This is a genomic window from Sphingobacterium multivorum, assembly GCF_039511225.1.
Lineage (GTDB): Bacteria > Bacteroidota > Bacteroidia > Sphingobacteriales > Sphingobacteriaceae > Sphingobacterium.
Genome location: NZ_CP154261.1, coordinates 2,310,334 through 2,332,141, shown reverse-complemented (window position 1 = coordinate 2,332,141; position 21,808 = coordinate 2,310,334). Strand labels below are relative to the sequence as shown.

The window sequence follows — 21,808 nt, the reverse complement described above, 5'->3', positions numbered from 1 at the left end:
AAGTCCAGTTTCAACTAGCATACGCCTGACTTATCGCGACAGTATTTGTGCGACCTAAACAATCATATTTCATTTTTTTATTTAGTAACTTTGGAAACAATCAAAAATAAAATAACATGTTTACTGGAATCATAGAAACCTTAGGAAAAATAGAAAATATCGAACAGGAGAAAAGTAATATCCATTTTTACGTCAGTTCTGCTATTTCCAATGAACTTAAAATAGACCAAAGCGTTAGTCATAATGGTGTTTGTCTTACTGTAGTAGGATTAAACAATGATCTTCATAAAGTGACAGCAATTGACGAAACCCTACAGAAGACAAATCTGGCTCAGTTAAAGGTGGGCGATCTGATCAATCTGGAACGCTGTACTTTGGCAGGCGGAAGATTTGATGGACATATCGTTCAGGGACATGTGGATCAGACTGCGCGTTGTATCCAAAAGAAAGATGAAAATGGTAGTTTTATTTTTACCTTTCAATACGATGTTTCCAAGCAAAATATCACCGTAGAAAAAGGATCCATTACCGTAAATGGTATCAGCTTGACAGTAGTCGATTCTAAAGACGATCAGTTCTCCGTTGCCATCATTCCATATACGCTAGAGCATACCAACTTGCAGCAGGTTGAAGTGGGGAGCACAGTCAACTTGGAGTTTGATATCATCGGGAAATATGTCACGAAGATAATGGCTTTGCGCGCTTAAAAAATACACTTTTCTTCCTTGGGTTTAAAGGTAATCCAAGGAAGTTCATCCTTACACGCTTTATTTCGGGTCCTAACTGTATACTTGATTTATTCCAAATAGTGCCCCTGACGGATCAGTAATGCGCGATATTTATTGAATACACTCGATTTGGAAACAAAGCCCATATATTTATTTTCGTCCCCTAAAACCGGAAGTATCCACGTATCGTCCTTATTCATTTTAGCCATCACGATTTCCATGTTTTCGTTGATCCCAACGGTATCATTTGGCTTCTGCGCTAATTTCTCAAAGGTGGTATCTCCCCCATCCACTTCGCCCAATAAGACTGAAAATAGAAACTCACTATAAAGAAGTCCCATAAATTTGCCCTCATAATCAACCACGGGAAAGATATTGCGTTTACTATGGATGATGTCTGTTTGTCGACCTTTTGGTGTTTCGTCAGGGCGTAAGATCACAAAATTAGTTTCCAATACATATTTAATCCGCATCATACTTAACACGGATCGATCCTTATCTTCATAAGAAATCAGATCGCCAGACTCCGCCAATACCTTGGTGTAAATGGAATGCTTTAGCACGGCCCGATTAATCAAATAAGAAATGGAACAAACCAACATCAATGGAACCATCAACGTATAACCTCCGGTCACTTCAGCAATCAAAAATATGCCCGTCAACGGCGCATGCATAATGCCACTCAACGCACCGGCCATCCCCGCTACCACAAAATTTGGTACGTTTAACTCGGCTATTCCGGTTAAGTTTACACCATACGAAAATGCAAATCCTAATAATCCGCCCATGACTAAACTTGGTCCAAATACCCCACCATTTCCGCCACCGTTTAAGGTAAATAATGCAGCAAAAGATTTCCCAAATAAGGTTAATATCGTATAGCCCAGGACAACTAATCCCATATCTTTATAGTCTGAAAACAGACTGTTCTTAACAATCGAGTTAAACTGACCATTCAGAATCTGCTGAATGGTAATATAGCCCTCACCATACAGCGCCGGGAATACAAAAATCATCAGACCTAAAGCAATTCCACTGACCCAGACTTTATTATAGGGATTCTTAATCTTAGAAAACCATTTACCCACACTTCTGGAAACACGTGCAAAGTAAATCGTATAAAGCCCAATCAACACGGCCAACAAGAGGTAAAATACTAAGGCCGAAACCTGCCAGTCGGAATTAAACGTACTGAATAAAGGCTCATTATAAAGCACACGAGAGACAACAGAAGCCAATGCCGATGAGATCAGCAAAGGAATGAACACGGGAATTGAAAATTCTGGAAGCAAAATCTCGATGGCAAAAATCATTCCGGCCAAAGGGCTGTTGAATGCACCTGAAATTCCTGCTGCTGCACCGCAAGCCAATAACATGGTAACTTCCTTATACTGCAGTCCAAAAAAACGGGCGATATTAGAACCGATGGAAGACCCGCCCAAAGCAACCGGTGCTTCCAAACCACAGGAACCGCCAAAGCCAACGGTTATAGCTGAGGTCACCACCTGAGAATAAATATTACTGGGATCCAATCGGCTGCCTTTCCGACTGATGGCATAGATAATGGGTGTAATCCCATGTTCCATCTTCTTCCCTTTCAGAAATTTGCGAACAAAAAATACGCTGAGCAAAATTCCGATCAATGGAAAAATTAAGTAAACTGAGTATTTTACTTTCCAGTCGATATCATCCTGTATAGTCGTTGCAATAAAATGGGTTAATCTTTTCAGTACAGATGCCATAATACCACCAACAATTCCAACCAAAAATGCGAGTATAATAATAAAGTTCCGGTTAGAAACTTTCTTCATTCGCCATTGATTGATCTGGTCTATTTTTTTAAAAAAACGTCTTTTGAGGTTTCCCATATCGTTCTATTGAAAGCTCAACACTTCCTTCTTCTTTTTTGTTTTGAATTTATCGGGTACTACGGCCAATATTTCTCTTTCCAGCGCCTGGATGGCTTGTCTCTTCACATAGTTCTGTGTGGTTACCAATGATATCTCGCGTACCGGTTCTGGTGATTTGAAATAACGGATACGATCCAATTGTTCGTCGGAATAATCCCAAATCGACAATTCGGGCAATATGGTGATGCCGTCGTTGATATCGACCATACGTTTTAAGGTCTCTACGCTACCGGTGTTATATTCAAATCTTCCCGTAAGATCTTGATTGTGTTTGTGGTGACAAATATTAAGTACCTGCCCACGCATACAATGCCCCTCATTGAGCAACCAAAGTTTATCATCGGCAATATCATCGCCACTCAGTATTTTTTTTGGAAACAGCGGACTATTGACTGAGATATAGGCAACAAAATTTTCGTAAAATAAGGGCGACTCCAAAATCCCAGGATCATTTAAAGGAGTAGATAGCACACCACAGTCCAAAAGTCCGACCTTCAATTCATGCACAATCCGTTCTGTGGTATATTCCCATATCTGCAATTGTAGCTTCGGATATTTTTCCATAAATGTGGTCAGCACATTCGGAAGTAAATAAGGTGCGATTGTCGGGATAACACCGACCCTTAGCGTGCCCTCAATTTCCCCTTTTTTATCCTGTACAATCTCATTGATTTTTCGGCTTTCCGTCAATACCATTCGAGCTTGAAGAATAATTTTCTCGCCGATTTCTGTAGGAACAACAGGCTGACGGCTCCGATCAAAGATTTTTGCCCCTAAAGACTCCTCGAGTTTTTGTATTTGCATGCTCAACGTAGGTTGTGTGACAAAACATTTTTCTGCAGCTGCAACAAAACTTCGGTAGGTATCAACAGCTATAATATATTCCAATTGGATTAAGGTCATCTTACTATCTTTAAAGCACAAAATTACGAATCCTGTCGTAAACCAATGTCAAATCCTTTACAATTAAAGTCAACAGGCGTATTTGGCCTGCCGATTATACAATAAATACCTTGCCAAAAAGATCCTGTATATCCACTATTGTTACATTAGTTCACATAAAAAATCGATTTCATCGAAATGCTTTTCTTAAATTTGGAGATTTACAACAGTTGATAGTTAAAATCCTATGAAGTTTATAAATCGTACGACAATTGCACTAGCTTTATTCTTAACCATGGCAAACAGCCCTTATAGCAAGGCAAATCCTGATGAGGGAATGTTTCCATTGAGCGAATTAAATAGAGCTGGATTGAAAAAAGCCGGATTAAAGATCAGTGAGAGAGACATCTACAATCCTGGTCAGGTCGGACTGGTAGATGCCCTGGTTCAAGTTAGTGGATGTACCGGATCGTTTGTCTCAAACCGTGGTCTGATTATTACCAATCATCATTGTGCTTTTTCTGCCGTTCAACTTGCGAGTACAGCAATCAACAATTACCTAAAAAACGGTTTTGTCGCACAAAATCAAGAGCAGGAAATTGAGGCAAAAGGATTAAAAATAAGAATTACCGATTCTTATGAGGATGTTTCCGCTAAAATATTAAATGCTGTCGCCAACATCAGCGATCCTGTGGAGCGTATCAATACGATCAAACGTAAACAACAAGAACTGGTTAAACAAGCTGAAAAGGAAGATCCGACGATTAAAGCTGAAGTATCGGAAATGTTTATCGGCAAAAGCTATGTCCTATTCCGTTATAAAACAATTGAAGACGTTCGTTTGGTTTATATTCCACGTCAAAACATCGGTGAATTTGGTGGAGAGACCGATAACTGGGTATGGCCACGCCACACGGGAGATTATTCTTTTCTGAGAGCTTATGTCGGCAAAAACGGAAAATCTGCACCTTATTCTAAAGATAACGTTCCTTACCAGCCAAAAAAACACCTTAAAGTCAATCCAAATGGTGTACGGGAAAATGATTTCACCTTTATCCTTGGTTATCCCGGAAAAACATTCCGACACAGACCAGCACAATATATTCAATATCAACAGGAATATCTTTTGCCTTACGTATCCAACCTGTATGATTTCCAAAATAAACAGATGGAGGAAGCAGGAAAAGACAATACCGATATCGCCCTGTCCTTGGCAACACGCATAAAACGTAATGCCAATGTATTGAAAAACTATCGTGGTAAACTCAAGGGCTTACGAGGAATCGACTTGCTATCGACAAAAAAACAAGAAGACGAAGCATTGGCAGCGTTTATTTTAAGTAAACCTGAACTGAAAAACAAATATGGAAGTCTACTCGCTGATATTGATGCCTATTATCAGATCAGTGATCAAGATGCCCTGAAAGAACTTTGGATCAACAATATTTACAATAGCACAAGCTTATTGAAAGTAGCTCGCGACCTAAACGTTCTGAAAACCAACTTAGCCAAGGAAAAATCATCCCAGGCGGCCAGACAGCTTTTCGATTTAAATATTGAAAAGTTAAAAACAGCACTTAAAGAAACTTACGAAAGCTACAATAAGCAAGCTGATCAGCGTATTTTTGCCCGAATGCTGGAAGACGCCATCGCGTTCCAGGGAAAAAACCAATTGGCCTCCATTCAGAAATTGCAGTTTAATACGGGTACTGCACAAGAATTTGCCACAGAAATCATCCAAAACAGCAAACTTGCCGATCAAAAATATATACTGAATACCGTCTTGGCCAATGCCGATGCATTGCAGAAATTTGACGACAAATTATTGGATTTCCAGGGCAAGCTGAACAATGACATTGTCGATTTCGCAGCTGAGCAAAAAAGACGTGAAGGGGTACTGAACAAATTAATGGGCGATTATGTTGCCGTCAAGGAAATTTTCCAGGCCAAGAACTTTATTCCTGATGCAAATTCAACCTTACGTCTTACTTACGGGCACATCAAAGGCTACTCGCCTGCTGATGCAACCTATATGAAACCGTTTACAACAATCGAAGGGATTATTCAAAAAGGAAATCTTGGTTTAGCAGAATTTGACTATCCACAAGAAATCAAGACAGCTTACCTCAATAAAAATTTTGGTCCTTATGTTCAAAAAGACCTGGGATCCGTGCCGGTCAATATCTTATATGATATGGATACCACAGGCGGAAATTCAGGATCTCCAATTATGAATGCCAATGGTGAATTAATCGGTGTAAATTTTGACCGTGCTTACGACGCAACAATTAATGATTTCGCTTGGAACGAGAGTTACAGTAGATCCATCGGAGTTGACATTCGTTATGTCCTCTGGGTTGCCGATAAAATTGACAACGCGCATTTTATCCTGAAAGAAATGGGTATCTAATCTGGTCTAAAACAAGGCGCGAGAAAGCCGCTGCATCGAGAGATGCAGCGGCTTTCTTTGTTCACCACGCTATTTCCGATTCGCCCGGAGGCATGCCACTATGAACGAAGAATTCACCGTAAATCAGAACCTATTCATCTAACTCAGAATAGCTTCGCATACTATTTTGCCCCTTGGAGCAAAGAAGAGAAAACAGTCTTCAAACGCAACAAGCCTGTTGTCAATACCTCCCTTGAACAAGCAACGTTGAGGCGAATAAAGTCATCACTCCCCTTCCCGTACATCGCACCTACATTCACCTGCACATGCGCTTCGTCCAATAAGAGCTTTCCCAATTTTCGACTTGAAATCCCCAAAGCGGCGCAATCTACCCACACAAGATAAGTACCCTCCAAAGGAAGCACATGCAAAGCAGGCAGATGTTCGTTCATAAAGCCTTTCAAATACAGATAATTTGCATGGATGTAGCTTAAAGCCTGATCCAACCATTCCCCGCCCCACTCATACGCAGCGATCAAGCCCGTAATGGCAAAGGGACTTATGCTACTGATCTCATTAGCTAAGAAAGCCTGTTGCACCTTCCTCTTGAGTTCAGGATCGGCCACGAGGACTGTAGCGACCTGCAATCCCGCCAAATTAAAGGTTTTACTCGGTGCTACACAGGTAATCGAATTCGCCAAAAAGGCTGCACTGATACTTCCAAAAGGAATATGTGTATAGCCTTCAAATACCAGATCGCAATGAATTTCATCTGAAATGACTAAAACTTGGTGCCGCAAACAGATTTCACCAAGACGTTCAAGCTCAGCTCGGGTCCAAACTCGCCCAGCAGGGTTATGTGGGCTACATAAAATAAATAACTTGACTTTCGGATCACTTGCTTTATGCTCAAAATCCTCAAAATCGATCGTATACTCGCCATTACGATAAATCAGGTCATTGGAAACCACCTCGGCCTGATTGCGTTCTATGGAAGAAAAAAAACAATGATATACAGGCTCTTGCACCAAAACCTTATCTCCGGACGATGTCAATGCGCTAACCAAAGCCGAAAGCGCCGGTACCACACCGATAACAGGAAGTATCCATTCCGGTTGAAGTACAAATTTATGTCGCCGTGAGGACCAGCTCATCACTGCGCTGTAAAAAGCAGCTGGAATCGTAGCATAACCATATACCGCATGTTGAACCCGTTTCGCAAGTGCATCCACGACTGGTTGTGCTGCTGGAAAGTCCATATCCGCAACCCAGAGTGGAATCAAATCGGCATAATCGTGTTGATTCCATTTGACCGAATCGGTACCACGACGAACAATCGTTTTGTCAAAATTATAGATCATACAGCAATTTAATTAAAATTAGGAGGCATTTGCAATAAAAATACGATAAAGTAAAAAAGGGTTCAGTTCGCACGATAAATCACCTAGTATAGACTAAAATGTATAACACAACTCGACGGGCGTCGTAGACAACGTGCATTTAAAAAATCCAGTATACCCGGATAAGCAGAAAGCGCTATCTTTACAGAAAATAGCATAACAACTATGGCCAAAAACAACTTTTCATTCCGTGCCAGATTAAAGAGTTTTCGCTACGCCTTCAGCGGGCTGAAAACAGCCTGGCAGGAAGAACACAATTTCAGGGTGCATTGTATCGCGGCCATTATGGCCATACTGCTATCCTTTGTTCTTCACATCCGTACCCATGAATGGATTGCTGTGCTATTTGCCATTGGTTTTGTATTCGTCTGTGAATTGTTAAATACTGCATTGGAGAATATGGCTGACTTTATCTGTCCTGAAGATAACCCAAACATCAAAAAGATGAAAGATGTTGCCGCAGCGGCAGTGATGATAAGCAGCATCACTGCACTATTGATCGGCCTCTTAATTTTTACGCCAAAGCTGATCTCATTGGCCCTTCGTTACATTTTCTAACGCAAATTTCTCATCAAAAGCGATCTTCTTCGGATCGACAAAATACATTTTCCCAGCTTTCTCTTCCATTGCACCATAACCTTCCACTGCACGTCCACTGGATAGTTTAAATATCACCTGACGGACGGATTCTTGTCCTTCAGAAGAAAAAGTATAATCGGCCGTTAAAATCCCCGCCTTCAATAGCCCATCAATGTGTCCGCTATTACGATCTTTTTCCTTCCAAGCATAGCTTAGATCACCATGTACTTTTTCTCCATCAACAGTGATTGACAGCGAAATTGTATCTCCATTTTTAAGGTACCGGTATGTACTCTTTCCACTAAGAAACCCCGCGGTATCCAATGGTTGAGTAGTTTGAACAGTATCATCGCGTTTCGTTGAAGTAACTTGTTTTTTTTGTTCCTGATGGCAGCCCGCGCAACACAGCAACATTATAAATCCGAAATTTATTATTCTCATCGTATCGTTTTTGTTTGATCGTATAGATAGCAATTCAAAAGAATTTTTGTTTTAAATAACTACCATTTAAAATTTTCAAATTCAAAAAACAAAAAGCAACTGAATATTGTTTATAAGTTAGATAGCAGTCTACTATTTTAGCACGATATAAGCTATTAAAAATAAACAATTTAGTAACAATAAAATTATCGCAGACTTATTGTAAAGCTAATTTTTATTAGTAAATTGTACACTATAAAATTCAGGAATTCTTAACCAATATTAGTATGAAAGATGTAAGCTTTAAGAAATTTGATAGTGGATGTACATCACTCACAAAATTGTCCATTGAAACAGACTTGGCTATTATTGTTAAAGAGCAAGTTACCATTTCTTCCGAATCCAAAATTGAAAAACTCAGACGCTGTAAAGAAGAATTACTTAAGAGCCTTTGGTTTGTTCAACGTCAATGTTGAGATAACAGTTTCCTCCAAATTTCGACTATCCGCCGATCAGCATCTATGGTCTGATCGCCACACATTCATGTCACTTTTAACACAAAATAAGCCCCTCCGCTTTATGTTTCGAGGGGCTTTTAAGATATCCAGTCATGCGATATCGCAAGGATTAAAGCGATTTCAAATGTTTATAGTTAGACTTGATGGTATCCCACACTTCTTCGAAATTACCCGACAACATTAATTTTGCCATACTTTCTGTCATCCCTTTCATTTGACTGAAGGAGATCTTGGGCGGCATGGCGAGCGCGTTGGGATTGGTATATAGATCAATCAGGACAGGCTCATCGACAATCCCAAAAGCCTCATGGATAACACCATCCACATCCTGGGGTTGAGTGACCGTAAACGCACGTATGCCCATCGCCTGGGCGATCATCGCAAAATCTGGATTGACCATATTGGTTTCCTGATCTTTAAGACCTGATACCTGCATTTCCAATTTCACCATACCAAGTGCACGATTGTTGAAAACGATGATTTTGATCGGCAGATTATATTGTTTTATTGTTGCCAGATCACCCAACAACATGGACAGTCCTCCGTCACCACAAAAAGCAATAACCTGGCGCTCAGGATGTGTCAATGCAGCGCCTATAGCCATTGGCATGGCATTAGCCATAGACCCATGATTGAAAGACCCCAGCATGATTCGATCCTTTCGCTGATTAATATAACGTGCTCCCCAAACACAGCACATCCCGGTATCAAGCAAGAAAATCGCATCATCACTGGCTTTCTGATCAATGGTATGCGCGACAAATTCCGGCTGTATTGCGCATTCGCTGCCTGAATCCTCCACATACGTCATGAGATCTTCCTTGACCTTTTCATAAGAAGCAAGCTGCTTCTCCAGAAATTTCGTATCCGAACGCGCTTCCACAAAAGGCAATACAGCCTTAATGGTATGTTCAATATCGCCCACTAATCCATAATCTACGATAGATCTGCGCCCTAGCTTTTCACCTTCAATATCAATCTGGATAATGGTTTTGTTGGTCGGTATAAAATCCTTATAAGGAAAATCAGTCCCCAAAAGTAAAATAAGATCGGAATGATGCATACTTTGAAAAGCCGAAGCCATTCCTAGAAGTCCTGTCATCCCGATTTCATTGGGATTGTCGCGTTGAATATCCATCTTTGCTTTAAATGAATAACCTACTGGCGCATGGATTTTTTGTGATAACGCTACTATTTGCTGCTGTGCTTTCTTGGCTCCCACACCACAGAACAAGGTTATCTTTTCTGCCTGATTGATATATTGTGCCAATCGCCCAATTTCCATCTCCGAAGGTCTAATTTGCGGCTCGGTAAAAAACACTTTCGTTGCAGTGTTCATCTGAACGGCTTCCATTTCTGATACATCACCAGGTAGGCCGATAACTGCGACATCCCGTTTAGAGATAGCCTGTTGTAATGCATTTTGCACCATACGTTGTACCTGCTCCGGCCGAGTGATCATTTGATTGTAGCAAGAACAATCATCAAACAGTTTGATTGGATTGGTTTCTTGAAAATAATCGGTTCCAAATTCATATGTAGCACAGGTTGATGCGATCACAAGCATGGGTACACGTGTCTTGTGTGCTTCATAAACACCATTGATCAGATGCACATGCCCCGGCCCACTACTTCCGGCACAACAGGCGATCCCGTGCAAATCAGCCTCTGCCGTTGCGGCAAATGCCCCCACTTCCTCATGCCTGACATGTATCCATTGCATCGTTCCATCTGCATGAACAGCTTCGTTGAAAAAATTTAAACTATCGCCCGTTACGGCATAAATACGCTGAATTCCCGCATCCTTTAAAAGACCCACAATCTGGTGTGCTACATTTTTCATACTTATACTATAATTTAAGATTTTGTGATAGCGGCATCGTGCAAACTCTATTGCCGCTACTTAATAACAACAATAATGTAGCATAATGGTTTGGGACATTAGCTGAACAGGTCTGTCGTTTCCCAAGCGCATAAACTGGTCAAATGTGCAACAATAGCCTCAATTTGGAGCTGGGATACGTGGAGCCCAAATTTAAGCCAACAATCCGTTACACTTAAAATACTCAGCGATTGTATTCAACAAAAAAAGCTGTTTCAACTTGATTGAAACAGCTTTTTTAAAAATGATAGCTTGGATAAATCCTTAGTTGATTTGTCGCGACAACTCATCGACAAAACGTTTTGCATCATTGAGATCTTTATTCCAGTCCGCATAGCGTTTAGCAGTATTTAATTTTGCTATTTTTGCATTTAGCTTCGCTAGGTTGGCTTGATCCTTTGATTTTTCCAACTTCGCCTTCAAAATGCCGACTTTGGTATAATCTTGAATACCTTCTAACATACGCTCGTAACGGATAGAGCTTCTTCCTTGCGGATAAACGATATACGTGTCTCCTGCCGGCCATGTACGGAACCTTGAATCACGCAGTGGATCCTTCACCCAGGAGTTGAATGCCCAACGTAATGCCCCATCGAAGCCTGCCGCCAGCGCATACCAAGCCATATAGGTGGATTCTGCTGGATCCGAGAACGTAAATTGGTTTGGAAATTCGTCCGAGCAACACACATAAAATGTCGTGATATATCCTTTTTTACGTCGCTCAATAAGATCTTTCTGATCAAAAGGATCTCCAGCGGCAACGCTGATATCTGTACTCTTATGATAGCGTTGGTAGCTTTTGTGATTATCAGCAAATGCAACACCAAATTCGGGCGCTACTTTTTCCAACAAGGCGATCGCTGGATCCATTTCTTCCCGGCCTCTTTCATCCATCGCAATATTGGTAATTTTTAACCAGCCCTTTGCGGTAATGTGCTTACTAAAATCCTTTAAGAAAGGCGTCCATAGCTCCTCAAATATTGCTGTACCGGGTTTTGCAATCACATTGACCAGTTCATTTTTGCTCTCATCGAAATAATGTACCTCATTATTCCATGGCAAAAGCGAATAGCAATTGATCTGTTTGTTGACCCCTAGATCCATCATAAAGTTTACCCATCGATCAAAAACAGTATAATCATAAGTCCAGGAACCATCTTTTGCCTTCTTCCAGGTGATCATATCCGCATAGGGATCATAGGTCTGTACGTTCCACGCATCCTTATTTAAAGTCGCGGTAATCACTTTTTGCCCTGCAGCTGCAAGCTGTTTCATGGTCGGCTTCAACGCTTCAAAATGTTCATCGCTCCACATCTTCACGTTATTGACCCGAGCCACAGCAGAAGGATGCTGCCATTGGTCCAAATGATAAGTCCACTGCGACGATGGTGGCAGCACATGATTTTGGACATTGACGATCAGCTCTAATTGCTCTTTCATCTTGCCATTTTGTTGAACCGAAATTGTCGTTTTATATTGTCCAGCGGCAGCTTCCTTGGGAACCTTTACAGTAATCCATACAGGACGGACTTTCTTCGCTTCAAGGTCATAGCTTTTGAGATCATCCAACATATCTGCCGAAAGAGAAGCTTTAAAATCTTCTGGCTTACGGTGGCCACAGCCACTTGCAAATTCATCAGTCATGACATAACGAACAAAACGCGCTTGTACCGCATCGCTGCCAATCACCTGGCCTGTTGTAGATTTTAATTCACTTGCCGATACAGCGACATGCGCTGTGGCAACACTGGTCCATAACAATACCTGCGCCGATACTTGTTCACCTTTCCAGGCATCTACAGTCGCCGTACGTTGTGTTGTCAGATTTGGATTGACAGATTTGGGGTAACGTTTGTCTATCGATACAAACGAAGCATGTAGGCCGGCTTTAACATTCGACCAGTTGGATAAAGTATCCTTTGTCGGATCGGCCATTTCAGTAAATGTTGTCCCTGTAGCAAAACGCTGCTGGGAAAATCCCGGATTACTGCCGCAAAATAGCATACAAGCCAGGGCAATAGAAGAATAAATTGTAGTTTTAGGCATAACAGTTATAATTAACAAAACTTTAGCGAAGCGATGATCTTCTTTCCAGCCCAGGAGCAGGGTGCTCGCAGAAAAAAGGCAAACAACTTCTGTTTGCCTTAAAAATAGTAAAATTTTATTTATCTATAACTAACTTTGTTCAAAAATTTCAGAAAGTGCTTTATACAGCTCAGGATGATGGCTCTTGAATTTCGCCGGGTCCTCAAAGAAATATTCAGACGCAACTGCAAAAAACTCGGCTGGATTGGTCATGCCATAGACATCAATATCAGATTTATTCGCCTTTATCTTGGCAATTTCTTCCCGTATCAGGTTCATAAAAGGAATGACTGAAGTTTTATCCATCAAATGTGTAGGAATGCCATCCACGGTACCATCGGTTTTATCGATCAAGTGTACAAATTCGTGTATTGCTGTATTCTGTCCATCCTTTGGATTCCTAAAGCCATACTCCAATGCCGATTTGGACAATATCATTTGTCCGTTCATGGCTCCCTCACCCACCATCCCCATAATATTGCGGTCAGCATGGCCTTCAAATTCATATGCCGTATTGAACTGGGAAGGATAAACCATAATATTGGTCAAATTGGGATAAGTCCATTTCTTAAAGGCAAATATTGGGATAATTGCACTGGCGGCAATCATCATATAATCTTTCAACTCAACCGCTACGCCCACACCTTCAATTTTAACTGTATCCAAAAATTTTAAACAGCGGGTTTCAAATTCCATTTTATCCACATCGGACAGATTGCGGTAATAGGCAACTTCTTTTTCCAGAATTTCCTTTCCTTCGTCGCTTAGTACACGTTTAATGGCTTTGCTGTTTTTGGCCGTACGATTTAACAGGTAATAAACAACATAAATGGTTACTGGTATAAGCAGTATAATAAATAGTTTTCCTAACATATTAGTTGATCTGTATCCATTTGGGATCCCGAGCCTGCAAATTACGCAAAAAGCCTTTAAAATGTGAGGTTCCGAATAAGATTAAAATCTTTTGCTGTGGGGCGTCAGCAACTAATGATGCCAGGTTTTCTTCCCTTTTTTTCATGACAAATTCTTTATCAAATTTGTTCTTTAAGGCTGCTTTGATCGGTTTACAGGAATAAGGTTCTTGGAGCGGTGTTTTATAATCACAATCATCCAGTTTGATCGTACCATACAGGTATTCAAACTCGTCAAGCAATTTATTTTTGGGAATATCCGCATTCACCGCCGTTTCATAATTCACCAGAAAAAAGGAATAGTCGGGCTGACTGATGATTCGTTGCCCCAGTTTACGGTACATGGGCGCCCGCAGAACCCTGGAGGTATCGCCCGGTATTTCAATACATTGCTGCAGCCCGAGCCGATTTCCCGTAAGTTTTCTAAATTTTCGGTCATATAGATCACGTTGTGCCGCGCTATCCACCTGATAAGCGATACTTTCATAAAAAACAACATAGCCCGAACGTTGGAGGGAATCTACAGCGCGCTGAATTTGATCATAGTACACCCGCGTACCCAAATGCCGCATTGGAATATAAACGACTGACCGATCGCCATGGCGAAGCTCAAATTTTCGCGAGGCATCACGCAAGACGCCTGTACCTTGAACCATCAATGAGGTATCACAACCTACAATGACAACCAGTATAAAAAAAAGGGAGATAATCTGTATCAATCGCATACTATTCATTATAATATCTATTCTTTTCTAGCAAAGACAATACCATCTGACGTTAATTTGCCGGTATTAGACAAATTTTGACTTCAGCTAACTGCTTTTCAAGCTTTTCAAGATACTTTTATGATAACATGAAATGATAACAATATATTATCTCCCCTGTTCTATAAATTTTATAGGCTTGTCAATCCTATTGTTGTTCCGTTTGGAATAACAGCATTTTTTTTGATGACAACAATGCCGTCACAAATGGTATAGGTGGGATGATTAGCGTTCAACAAATGGGGTCCACCATTGATCCGGACATCGTTGCCGATACGGCAATTTTTATCCAAAATAGCATTCTCAATATAACACCGTTCGCCAACACCAACCACAGGTATATTTTTGCGCTTTGCTTCCTCCATATCGACAAGATCCTCATAATAGTCTGACCCCATCATATAGGTGCCGCGTACCACAGATCCTGTACCAATCCGTGAACGAACACCCACGACGGAACGGTCTATTTTATCCGCTTGGATAATACAGCCATCCGAAATGACCGAATTAATTAATGTTGTACCCGAAATCTTAGAAGGCGGCAACATCCTTGGACGGGTGAAAACCGTATTTTTATCAAACAGATTGAAGGCCGGAATATTATCGGTCAGACCAATGTTGGCTTCATAGAAAGATCCTATGGTACCAATGTCTGTCCAATAACCCTCAAATTGATAGCTAAGTACTCTATTTGTATCAATGGCATCGGGAATAATTTCTTTTCCAAAATCCATTCCGCGATTCTCTTCAAGCATACGTTTCAGGACGCCTTTTGAAAAAACATAAATACCCATAGAAGCCAGGTATTCCCTGCCCTCACCCTTTAAATGATCGCTCACTTCTGAACTCCAGTCTACGAGCTGCTCGCTATTCGGCTTCTCGATAAAAGAGGTAATATGATTCTTTTCATCCGATTTCAGTATACCAAAACCGGTGGCATCTTTGGCGTTTACTGGTATAGTGGCAATGGTCAGGTCGCCTTCGTTTTCGACATGGAAGTCAACCAGGGCATCAAAATCCATTTGATATAGCTGATCCCCTGATAAAATCAGTACATAGTCATAATCAATACTCGCCAGCTTCCGAAACGATCGTCGCACGGCATCGGCCGTACCCTCGAACCATTTGTCGCCATCGTTGGTCTGTTCAGCAGCCAGAATATCGACAAAGCCCTTGCTAAAAATACTAAAGTTGTAGGTATTCTTAATGTGGGAGTTGAGCGACGAAGAATTGAATTGTGTCAACACAAAAATCTTGTTAAAACCCGAATTAAGACAATTCGAGATGGGAATGTCCACCAAGCGATATTTCCCGGCAATGGGAACTGCTGGCTTAGACCGTTGATCGGTCAATGGATACAGACGTGAGCCCCTTCCTCCGCCCAAGACGATAGCTACTACATTATGACGTGACATATCAAATTACATTAATTGGTTATATAGACTTATATACTTCGCTGCAGATTTATCCCAAGAAAAATCCAAATGCATCATTTTACGTTGATTCTCCTCAAACTGCTTTTTACTGTCGTAAAAATTTATAGCCCGGACAATCGCTGCACTAATTTCAGTGATTGTCAGACTATCAAAACCTATACCGTAGCCATCATTTTTCAGATCGATTACCGTATCTTTTAATCCCCCCACCCGATGCACGATCGGCAATGTACCGTACTTCATTGCATAGAGCTGATTAAGCCCACAGGGCTCAACGCGGGAAGGCATTAAAAGAAAATCCGCACTGGCATAAAGCCAATGGGCAAGATTTTCATCATAACCAAAGAACACATCAAAATTATCTATTCCATCATCGACGAGTGATTTCACTCGCGACTGGATCACTGGGTCTCCGGCACCCAGTATAAATATACTTAATCTATCGCGATATTTCTCCGTCAAATCCAAAATTATCTCCGGTAGTAAATCTGCTCCCTTTTCTGTTGCAAATCGGCCGATAAAAACAAGCAATGGTCGATCTGGATTGATCTTATACTGCTTCGCCAAAGCCTCCTTATTTTTCAACTTGCCAGCAAAAGCTTGTACAGCATCGTAGTTTTCCAGCAAAGTATAATCAATTTTGGGATCCCAGATTTCCCAGTCAATTCCATTGACAATACCAACGGATTTATTCCGTTCATCATAAAATAACTGCTGTAAACCATTGGCTTCCACATAAAGCTCTTCCAGATATCCTTCAGAGACCGTTGTGTAGGCATCGCAACATTTAATGAGGGCTGCAAGCGGATTAATTAAACCATCCCAGTCCAATAATCCCCATTTCCAACTATCGAAAGCCGGCAACAGAATAGCTTTGCTCCAATGTGTCCAGCCCTGATACTGCCCATTGTGCACGGTGGCTACCGTTTTAACGTCGGCCAGAAAATTATAGTCATTGCTATACTTCATCAAAAAAGGCATCAAACCGACATGATGATCGTGGCAATGCACTATATCAGGTACTATCGCTTTATCCTTAAACCACGCCAACACAGCATGTTGAAAGGCGATAAATTGCTCACCTTCATCCGGATAACAATATACCTCCTGCCGATCGAGTTTACCTGGAATCTTAATCAGGTAGAGTTCAAAACCAAGGACCTGTTGATCTTCCTTATAAACGCCGTAGCGCAGCAATTCAGATCCTTGATAAAAAGTACCTTCATGAACTAAGCTAAAAGCATGATCCCTTACAAAAGGACGATCATACCAGGGCATGACAACCGCTGCCTCCCAGCCCAGCTTGGTTTGGTATTTAGGCAGTGCCCCCACGACATCCGCGAGGCCACCCACTTTGGCCACGGGATAACATTCTACACTCAAGTGAAATACGTTCATTCTTCTTTTACAGCATGAAATTTAATAACATGATTTTACACAGGGATACGCTCGCCTTGTTTAATTGGATTAGCCTCCTTCACCACTTTCTTTCTTTTTAAAATATATCCGCCCAGCGGAGGCAAATGAAGCTGTGCCGATTGCACTTGATTCATCCAATGCAGGTGCTCACTATGGACGGCCGGATGATGTACACCTGAACCAAAATAGTTCAAATCGTCTGAATTCAAAACTACTTCCCATTCACCGGCATAAGGTAAACCAATACGAAAATGTTCCCGAACAACAGGCGTTAAGTTAAGTACAACGACCGTATCATCCCAGGCGTCAAATCCCTTTCGCCAATAGACGACAATTGAATTTTCGCGATCACCAGCATCTATCCATTCAAATCCAGCGGCGTCAAAAGCCTTCTGGTAAAGACTTGGTTGGCTCCTATAAACCGTATTCAGGTCGGCTACAAATTGCTTCATACCCTGATGTGGCGCAAACTCCAAAAGATGCCAATCAAGCGATTGGTTTACATTCCACTCCGAAGTTTGCCCAAATTCTCCGCCCATAAACAGCAATTTTGTTCCCGAAAAAGTATACATAAAGAGATACAATGCCCGCAGGTTGGCAAACTTTTGCCATTCATCGCCCGGCATCTTATAAATTAATGAATGCTTTCCGTAAACAACCTCATCATGTGACAGCGGTAGCATAAAATTTTCATGGAAAGCATATACTGTCGCAAAGGTCAGTCGATCATGATGATAGCTGCGATTAATCGGATCCTCTTTAAAATAATCCAATGTGTCATGCATCCAGCCCATCATCCATTTCATTCCGAAACCCAATCCACCAGCATAGGTTGGGCGACTGACACCTGGCCAGGAAGTCGATTCTTCCGCGATGGTCTGCACATGCGGGAAATGTCCGTAAACGGCCTCATTCAGCTCTTTTAAAAATTGTACTGCTTCGAGATTTTCATTTCCACCAAATTCATTGGCAATCCACTCGCCTGCGTTTCGACTATAATCCAAATAGAGCATAGAAGCTACCGCATCGACCCGAAGTCCATCAATATGAAAACGATCCAACCAATAAAATGCATTACTGATCAAAAAAGAGCGCACTTCATTACGTCCGTAGTTGAAAATATAGGATTGCCAATCGGGATGAAACCCTTTACGGGGATCTTCATGCTCGTATAAGCTCGTGCCATCAAAACGATAAAGACCATGTGCGTCACCTGGAAAATGCGAAGGAACCCAATCTAACAATACACCTATCCCGGCGGCATGCAGCTCCTCAATCAGATACATGAGATCTTGTGCCGATCCGTAGCGTGAACTCGCGGCAAAATATCCCGTTATCTGGTATCCCCAAGAAGGGTAATAGGGATGTTCCATCAGGGGCATAAATTCTACATGGGTAAAATTCATCTCCTTCACATAGGATACGAGCGCCACAGCGATTTCGCGGTAGTTGAGCAAAGTATCCGGACTTTCGGGATCCCGCGACCAAGATCCTAAATGCACTTCATAGACAGACCATGGTTGATCCAGCCTGTTTTTAACAGCCCTTTCCTGCATCCATTGCTTATCCTGCCACTCGTACCAAGTCGAATGAACAATGGAAGCAGTCTTTGGCGCGATCTCCCACTGAAAAGCAAAGGGGTCTCCTTTTTCAAGTTGTTCGCCAGTATAAGTCTCAATAACATACTTATACGCCTCCCCATTGCCAAGCCCCGGAATAAATCCCTCCCAGATTCCGCTACCATCCCAGCGCACATAGAGCGCGTGACGCGCTTTATCCCAAAAATTGAAGTTGCCGGTTACAAAGACCGATTTTGCATTCGGAGCCCAAACCGCAAAATAAACGCCTTTTTCACCATTGACTTCCAGCTCGTGTGAACCGAACTTTTCGTATAATTTGAAGTGCTTACCCGACTGGAATAAGGCGACATCAAATTCAGAAAATAGACTATGCGGAATTACTTCATTGGTCATGTTTTAACCTTCTATCAATATGTTATCAAATTCTCGTGCGACATTAATCCAATACCGCCCCTTATCATCTACTTGTACTTTTGTTTCAATACCATCGGTCTTAACCTTCTTAACCTGAAAAGGCAAGCCGATTAACTGTAATTTATATTCCTCATATCGCTCCGTAAAAAGCCCATCTTGCGTCTGTTTAATCGACAGGGATTCTTTGAGCCCCGATACGGTAAAGCATTTTTCAAGATAAATATCCTGCTCATACGCAAAGGTGTCGCCATGATCCGAATACACATACGAACGGGTTACACCTTCAGCGAAGTAAACATTGAGCTGCAGCTCCTCAATCTTCTTTTCACCAGTGTATTGCATCACTGGATATTCGGGGATAACAGATCCTCCACGAATGAAAATCGGCATCTCATCAATCGGCGTAGGAACAGTATGTTCTTTACCGCCCACGTAGGTTTCATTATTGAAATAATAGAACCAAGTACCTTCAGGCAGATAGACAATCTTACTTTTTTGCCCCGGCTGCAATACCGGGGATACCAATATTTTATCCCCAAAACAGAATTCTTCCTCACGTTGCCAATTGGTCGGTATATGCTGTTCGACCATGGAAATCGGACGTAATATGGGAAAACCATACTTCGTTTGCTCCCAAAAACAGGTATAGATATACGGCAACAACTTATAACGGAGTTCGATAAATTTCCGATTGATCTTTTCCCAATCCTCCCCAAAACTCCAAGGCTCCCGGTCGCGGGTATCGCCAGCGGAATGCACACGCATAAAGGGCGAGAAAACACCAAATTGCATCCATCGCGTAAATAACTCACCGTCGGGTTCACCCGTAAACCCACCGATATCCGTTCCACAAAAGGACATGCCCGAAGTCGACAAACGCTGTAACTGCAAGGTTCCCAACTTGAGGTGTTCCCAACTGGCCAAATTATCGCCGGTCCAGACCGAAGAATAGCGCTGCGTACCCGCATAAGCCGCTCGCGTGATGGTAAATGGCCGTTTATTTTTATACAATTTCTTTAAACCATCATAGGTTGCCCGGACCATCTGCATGCCGTAGATATTATGTGCCTTACGATGCGAACCCCGATGGCCGTCGTATTGGTGACGTACATCGTCGGGGAATGTTCCGCGGCCAAATACGGCCGGTTCATTCATATCGTTCCAAAAGCCAGCCACGCCATCTTCCACAAGCCCCTGGTATAAGGTGCCCCACCATTGACGAACCTCCGGATTGGTAAAATCAGGAAATTGACAACGTCCCGGCCACACAAATCCTTCCATAAAATAATCATCCCCGCGGCGACAGAAATACCTATTTTCCTTTCCTTCCCTGAACACCCAGTAGTTCTCATCAACCTTGATGCCCGGATCGATCATCACCACCGTTTTAAAGCCATCATTGGCCAAATCGCTGATCATATTCTTAGGATTGGGAAAATACTGCTTGTTCCAGGTAAAACAACGGTATCCTTCCATGTAATCGATATCAAGATAAATCGCATCACAGGGGATCTGTCGCTTCCGAAACTCCTCAGCAACCTTCCGGACATTCGCTTCGGGATAATAACTCCAGCGACACTGATGGTAACCAATTGCCCACAGCGGTGGCAGGTAATGCGTACCTGTCAGCGTATGATAGCGACGGATAACGTCGATAATATGTGGACCATGGATGTAGTAGTACTGCAGTTCCCCTCCTTCGGACCAAAAACTTGTTTTTCCCGGATCTTCCGCGGCAAAATCAAAATACGTTTTAAAAGTATTGTCGAAGAATATGCCGTAGGCTTCACCATCTTTTAAACCAATATAAAACGGAATAGTTTTATAAAGTGGATCCTGATCGTAAGCAAAAGCATAAGTGTCTGAATTCCAGTTTTTAAGTCTTTTACCTCTCAGGTTCAATTTAGTGGCCTTGTCCCCCAGTCCATAAAAAGCTTCATTTTCAAAGGCCACTTTTGTGCTATATACATAGTAGCCGCCAAAATCTGGATTCTCCTCCCAGTGCATGGGTGCCAAATCAGCGTTAAACAGTTTACCCGAGCGATCAGAAAAAGAAATCAAAAAATCATTCTTATTGATCTTACAGGAAATTGTATTGGTATGGACCAGATAATGATCTGTTTCTTCCTTGCATTGATGTATACTAACGCGGTGATCTTTCTTGGCCAGGGCATACGAAAAATCCTCCAAAAAAGTGCCTTGCGGAGCCAGCCGTACCCTCACGATCTCATCCGTTACGATCTTAATTTCTACCTTGGCTTTGCCATCCGAAAAATAATAAGACTTATCGTTTTGATTGTGGGCTACTATGGTTTCAAGGTATTTCTTTTCAATTTTAGGTAAATCCAATACCGGATTATTCACATGATGCATACTCTCCAAAGTACCATCATTTTCCTCCTCATGTAGTGTGGTTTGATTTAGGTTGTCGTCTTCAAGCATAGTTGTAATATGTTAAAAAGTTTCTGAAGGCTTAATTCCTCTTTAAGAT

15 protein-coding genes are annotated in these 21,808 nt (G+C 41.8%); 3 read left to right on the top strand and 12 right to left on the bottom strand.

What is annotated here, in order from left to right; genetic code table 11:
• The first annotated feature begins 116 nt into the window (after positions 1 to 116).
• The gene (locus tag AAH582_RS09450) at positions 117 to 707 is read left to right on the top strand and encodes a riboflavin synthase (RefSeq protein WP_046675860.1); all 591 of its coding nucleotides are present in this window, start codon (positions 117 to 119) and stop codon (positions 705 to 707) included.
• A gap of 89 nt (positions 708 to 796) precedes the next feature.
• On the opposite strand, the gene AAH582_RS09445 is transcribed toward AAH582_RS09450, so the two are convergent.
• Positions 797 to 2,596 carry a chloride channel protein gene (locus AAH582_RS09445; RefSeq protein ID WP_343321927.1) on the bottom strand — a complete coding sequence of 600 codons (1,800 nt, stop codon included), beginning with the start codon at positions 2,594 to 2,596 and terminating at the stop codon, positions 797 to 799.
• A 6-nt stretch (positions 2,597 to 2,602) separates the two neighbouring features.
• A complete protein-coding gene (locus AAH582_RS09440) occupies positions 2,603 to 3,541 on the bottom strand; it encodes a hydrogen peroxide-inducible genes activator (RefSeq protein WP_046675858.1) in 939 nt (312 codons plus the stop codon).
• A 226-nt stretch (positions 3,542 to 3,767) separates the two neighbouring features.
• On the opposite strand from AAH582_RS09440, the gene AAH582_RS09435 reads away from it, so the two are divergent.
• Positions 3,768 to 5,930, top strand: coding sequence for a S46 family peptidase (locus tag AAH582_RS09435; RefSeq protein ID WP_343321926.1), 2,163 nt, complete (start codon positions 3,768 to 3,770; stop codon positions 5,928 to 5,930).
• Between the two features lie 161 nt (positions 5,931 to 6,091).
• On the opposite strand, the gene AAH582_RS09430 is transcribed toward AAH582_RS09435, so the two are convergent.
• Positions 6,092 to 7,270 (bottom strand): MalY/PatB family protein, encoded by a 1,179-nt coding sequence (locus tag AAH582_RS09430; protein ID WP_046675856.1) that lies wholly within the window; start codon positions 7,268 to 7,270, stop codon positions 6,092 to 6,094.
• A 204-nt stretch (positions 7,271 to 7,474) separates the two neighbouring features.
• Here AAH582_RS09430 and AAH582_RS09425 point away from each other — a divergent pair, with 204 nt between their 5' ends.
• Positions 7,475 to 7,867 carry a diacylglycerol kinase family protein gene (locus tag AAH582_RS09425; protein ID WP_046675855.1) on the top strand — a complete coding sequence of 131 codons (393 nt, stop codon included), beginning with the start codon at positions 7,475 to 7,477 and terminating at the stop codon, positions 7,865 to 7,867.
• Here AAH582_RS09425 and AAH582_RS09420 read toward each other — a convergent pair.
• The 9 genes from AAH582_RS09420 to AAH582_RS09380 all read right to left on the bottom strand — a co-directional run bounded on the left by AAH582_RS09420 (position 7,841) and on the right by AAH582_RS09380 (position 21,759).
• A complete protein-coding gene (locus AAH582_RS09420; RefSeq protein ID WP_156167729.1) occupies positions 7,841 to 8,329 on the bottom strand; it encodes a hypothetical protein in 489 nt (162 codons plus the stop codon). The two genes, AAH582_RS09425 and AAH582_RS09420, sit on opposite strands and share 27 nt — an antisense overlap.
• Before the next feature lie 606 nt (positions 8,330 to 8,935).
• The gene (locus tag AAH582_RS09415; protein ID WP_343321925.1) at positions 8,936 to 10,669 is read right to left on the bottom strand and encodes a thiamine pyrophosphate-dependent enzyme; all 1,734 of its coding nucleotides are present in this window, start codon (positions 10,667 to 10,669) and stop codon (positions 8,936 to 8,938) included.
• Between the two features lie 303 nt (positions 10,670 to 10,972).
• Positions 10,973 to 12,754, bottom strand: a complete 1,782-nt coding sequence (locus AAH582_RS09410) for a DUF4091 domain-containing protein (protein ID WP_343321924.1) — start codon at positions 12,752 to 12,754, stop codon at positions 10,973 to 10,975.
• A gap of 129 nt (positions 12,755 to 12,883) precedes the next feature.
• On the bottom strand, positions 12,884 to 13,666 hold the full coding sequence (locus AAH582_RS09405) for a zinc-dependent peptidase (protein ID WP_343321923.1): 783 nt from the start codon (positions 13,664 to 13,666) through the stop codon (positions 12,884 to 12,886).
• 1 nt (position 13,667) lies between these two features.
• Entirely contained in the window at positions 13,668 to 14,429 is a 762-nt protein-coding gene (locus tag AAH582_RS09400) for a hypothetical protein (protein ID WP_046675849.1), read from the bottom strand.
• Positions 14,430 to 14,599: 170 nt separating this feature from the next.
• A complete protein-coding gene (locus tag AAH582_RS09395; protein ID WP_046675848.1) occupies positions 14,600 to 15,883 on the bottom strand; it encodes a glucose-1-phosphate adenylyltransferase in 1,284 nt (427 codons plus the stop codon).
• A 6-nt stretch (positions 15,884 to 15,889) separates the two neighbouring features.
• Positions 15,890 to 17,302 carry a glycogen synthase gene (locus AAH582_RS09390; protein WP_046675847.1) on the bottom strand — a complete coding sequence of 471 codons (1,413 nt, stop codon included), beginning with the start codon at positions 17,300 to 17,302 and terminating at the stop codon, positions 15,890 to 15,892.
• A gap of 35 nt (positions 17,303 to 17,337) precedes the next feature.
• Positions 17,338 to 19,296, bottom strand: coding sequence for a 1,4-alpha-glucan branching protein GlgB (gene glgB / locus AAH582_RS09385; RefSeq protein WP_046675846.1), 1,959 nt, complete (start codon positions 19,294 to 19,296; stop codon positions 17,338 to 17,340).
• A gap of 3 nt (positions 19,297 to 19,299) precedes the next feature.
• The gene (locus AAH582_RS09380) at positions 19,300 to 21,759 is read right to left on the bottom strand and encodes a glycoside hydrolase family 31 protein (RefSeq protein WP_046675845.1); all 2,460 of its coding nucleotides are present in this window, start codon (positions 21,757 to 21,759) and stop codon (positions 19,300 to 19,302) included.
• Positions 21,760 to 21,808 lie beyond the last annotated feature (49 nt).